The 3,712-nt window shown below is 70.9% G+C and carries 2 protein-coding genes; one reads left to right on the top strand and one right to left on the bottom strand.

The genetic code is table 11. From position 1 onward, the window contains the following. Positions 1–114 precede the first annotated feature (114 nt). Positions 115–762 (bottom strand): MptD family putative ECF transporter S component, encoded by a 648-nt coding sequence (locus tag C2L80_RS13315; protein WP_087197635.1) that lies wholly within the window; start codon positions 760–762, stop codon positions 115–117. 286 nt (positions 763–1,048) lie between these two features. On the opposite strand from C2L80_RS13315, the gene C2L80_RS13310 reads away from it, so the two are divergent. Continuing rightward, positions 1,049–2,020 (top strand): helix-turn-helix domain-containing protein, encoded by a 972-nt coding sequence (locus tag C2L80_RS13310; RefSeq protein WP_087197637.1) that lies wholly within the window; start codon positions 1,049–1,051, stop codon positions 2,018–2,020. Positions 2,021–3,712 lie beyond the last annotated feature (1,692 nt).

The following is a 3,712-nucleotide window of genomic DNA, read 5'->3' as shown; positions in this document are numbered from 1 at the left end:
ATCCCCGCCTCCCCGCCGCCAGACGCCCGCACGGCGCCGGCCTCCCCTCGGCCGTCAGCCGCCGCAGCGCAGGCAGACGGCGCATCCGATCGCAAACACGCTCCCATCGCCGACCTACGCGATCTTCGCTTTGCGGACGTGCTTCTTCAAGAACTTCGCCCCGACAACCGCGCCCAGCGCCGTGCCCGCGGCGAACAGCGCCAGCATGAGCAGGATCCACGGCAGCTCCGTGTACTGGGCCACCATCGCGGCCACGTCGCTCGCGCTGTAGTACGCGCCCAGCTGCTCCATGTACGCGTCCCGGAACAGCAGGTACGGGACGATGCCGTAGCAGGCGAACGTCGCCCAGTACACGAAGAACCCCGCAGCCGCGCGCACGATGTTGCGGTACGCCCCGCGCCCCCACATCGCCAGCTCGCCGACGACGGCGCCCACCACGGCCACCGGCGCGCAGTACACGCCGCCCATGAACGTGTACAGGATGCCGAACAGCAGGATGGAGCCCGAAAGCACGCCGCGCTTTCCGATGCGATCGGCCATCACCAGGTAAAACGGCGTCGAAACCAACGGAAACAGCCACGACCCCACGAAAAACGTGTTCTGAGGGGACAGCACCGCGTCCTCGGCCATCTTCACGATCATCGTCACCATGATGATGACGATGTTGAAGATCACGAACGTCATCACATCGCGCATCGTCCATCGGTTCGCCCCCGCAGGGACCGCCTTCCCCGCGCGCGCCCCATCTGCGTTCGATTCCATGCCCAGCGCTCCTTTCGTCAAGAACATTGTTAACCCACGGTAACTGTTTGGTATAATGATCGGGTGCGCCGCACCGCGCGGTCCGCAGCGCGTCGCCGCGACGATTCGCGGCAGCGAAACGACCGTTCTCGGCAGCGCAAGGCGAAGCGACGGGCAAAGCGAGAGGGCGCACGAGATGAAAGCGGCGACAGCGGGCGACCCGAGGCGACGGACCCGCATGAGGCGAAAGCGACGACGGGCGACCGAGAGGCGGGCGCCACCCGCAGGCAGGCGATGGGAGGCGAGAATGCGCAGCATCCAGCACGATATGTACGAGGAGGCGTTTCGCCTCTGGGACATGGTGCCGACCGACACGATGCCGGGATACGGCCCGGCGGGCAGCGTCCACCGGTTTGAAAACGAGCTGGGCAGCGGCGAGTACTGGGCGTACTTCCACGGCAACCTCTTCGCCGTCAACGCCTTCGACATGCGCTTCAAGCGCGCCGGCGCCATGCGCTACCGCCACACCGAGCACCTCTCCATCTGCTATTACGACGAGGTCAGCCTCATAGCGCAAAGCGGCTCCGGCGCGCTGCGCGCCAAGGCCATCTCCACTTACCTCGCCGAAGAAGGGGCCGAGTTCGTGGCGCTCTATCAACCGGGAGCGACGGCGCGCGCCACCTCCCTCACCATCTCGCCCGACTACTACCGCGACTACCTGCACTCGCGCTTCGGAGACATCCCCGACGTGCGGCGCGCCTTCGCGCTCGTCGACGGCCGCACCGACTTCCCCGAGCTCGTCTCCCTGCTTCGCCAGGTGCGCTCCTACCAGGGGGCGGGCATGGCGGCCGCCCTGTTCTACGAAGGGGCGGTGTCGGAGGCGCTTGCGCTCGTCATCGAACGGGCGAAGGCCATCGAGGCCGAGCGCGTCGAAGGGAAGCACGCGAAGCTGTCGCGGGAAGACCGAGCGGCCCTCGACGACCTGAGCGCCTACATCAACGGGAACCTCGCAAGCACCCTGACGTGCGAGGAGCTCGCCCGCCGCGCCTGCATGGGGCAGACGAAGCTGAAGGCCGCCTTCAAAACGGCGTACGGCACCTCGCCCGCGGCGTTCGTGGCCGATGCGCGCATCGAGCGCGCCATCGAGCTGCTTGGCACCACCGACGAGCCCATATCCCGCATCGCGCGCGCCGTGGGTTACCGCAAGCCCGGCGCGTTCGCCGAAGCGTTCCACCGCCGCACCGGCGTGGCCCCCAGCGCTTACCGCCGTCGACCCTAGCCCCCGCGCAGCCCGAGCGCCGCTGCGCGCGCCGCCGCGCCGACCGCTTCGCGCCCCTCGGTCGCAGGCGCTCCCACGGAGCGGTCGAGGCGCATCCCGCAGGCCGCTTCACGGTCGGGACGCGCCCCGCCAGCCGCGACCCCTTCGCATCCCGCCAGCCGTCTGCAACCTGCGGTCCTTTCGCATCCCGCCGATCGCCCGCAGCCCGCGACCGTTTCGCGCTCCTCGCGAGCGAGCGCGACTGGAATCCCGCTCGCACCGCAGCCGAGGCTCACCCGCAATCCGCGCGCGCCGTGGCCGAGCCGCGCCTTCGGCCAAGTGCGCATGAGGGCCCCGAGGCCTGCGCGCGCATGAGGGCCCCGCGACCCCGCAGCCCGCCGCCAACGCGCGGGCCTCACAACCACAATCTGCACCGCGCCCGCAGCCGATCTTCATCTGCGAATCTCACAGACTCCACGGCTTCGCGGCCCACGCCGCGCACACGGGCCCTGCGACCTCGCAGCTTGCCCCGATCCGCGGTTCCGCGCACGCGCAGCCCTCGCGAAACGCGCGCCGGCTTCGCAAGCCCCGCAGCTCCTTCGGCCACCACCGCGATCGCAGCCGAGCCGCGCCCGCAGCCCGCACGCGTCTTGCGACCTCCACGGGCCGCGTCGCGCCCCTGCCCTCTCCCCGCAGCCATGCCGCCCCTCCCTGTCGCGCCTCCTCGGCAGGCGGGCCGCGCCCGACGCGCCCGTCGAAGGCCCGTGCGAAGGAGCGAACGGCGACGCCCTTTCTCGGCAACGCAGAATCCAACGCGAGCAGGACCATCGGCGCGTGCGGGCAGAAGGCCGATTTTTGGCCGCGAAACCGCGTTCTGGCACGGTGCCAGCGAAACGCCTTTCGGGAGGAATCCGGCGACCTGGGGTTTTCCAAGTCGCAGGGCTTCGCGCGCCTCAAAGACGGCCAGAAATCGCCCCCAGGCGTGCCAGAACGCGGTTTCGTGGCCAAAATCGAGAGATCTTGCCGCACGAATGCCGACGCCGCGCGTCACGGGCGGCCGCGAACAGTCGCCAAGCGGCCGACAAGAGCCCCGTCCCAAGCGGAGGGCGCGCATCGTCCGCGCCCGCAAGCGCCCGCGCCCGCATGCCTCCTCGGCCCGCACCGCCCCACTACCCGCCACTCAGCGCGCCGCGCGCGGCCCTCACCTGCAAACAGCTTTCCATCCCGTCCCTGCCGCTCGCGCATCTCGCCGCCCGCAGCGGAGCCCGCCGACAACCCGGCATTTCGCCCGCACCCGCAACGCGTCCGCAAGCATGCCGTTGCGTCAACCGCAGCGCAGCCCGCCAGCCACGCCCGCCGACAGTTTCACCCTCCCTTGCGGCCCGTGCCCGCCGAGCCGCGCTCCGCTGCAGCCCATCCCGCCGTCCGCGTCCCGCCGCCCGCAGCGCGCCGCGACCCGCATCCCGCAGATCGCCCTGTCGCAGCGCGCGCAGCTCGCCCATGTCCCGCCGCCAGCAGCCCCCCGCATCCCGCAGCCTCCACATCCCGTGCCCGCGCACATCCCGCCGCAGCGTGCGTCGCCCGCGCATCCCGCCGCGCACCAGCCGACAGTTCCGCATCTCGCCGCAGAGCCCGCCGCCGCTTCGACCCCCGCGCACCCCGCAGTCGGAGCGCTGCACGCGAGCAGAGCAGACGAAGCAGCCTACGCCCGAC

Origin of the sequence: Rubneribacter badeniensis (genome assembly GCF_002899695.1) — a bacterium.
In the GTDB taxonomy this organism is placed as follows: domain Bacteria; phylum Actinomycetota; class Coriobacteriia; order Coriobacteriales; family Eggerthellaceae; genus Rubneribacter; species Rubneribacter badeniensis.
The sequence above is the reverse complement of the archived record's forward strand: the minus strand, read 5'-3'. Positions and strand labels throughout refer to the sequence as shown.

Excerpts from the sequence above, each read along its gene's own strand:
- C2L80_RS13310 (WP_087197637.1), top strand. The coding sequence starts at position 1,049 with ATGCGCAGCATCCAGCACGATATGTACGAGGAGGCGTTTCGCCTCTGG.
- C2L80_RS13315 (WP_087197635.1), bottom strand. The coding sequence starts at position 762 with ATGGAATCGAACGCAGATGGGGCGCGCGCGGGGAAGGCGGTCCCTGCG.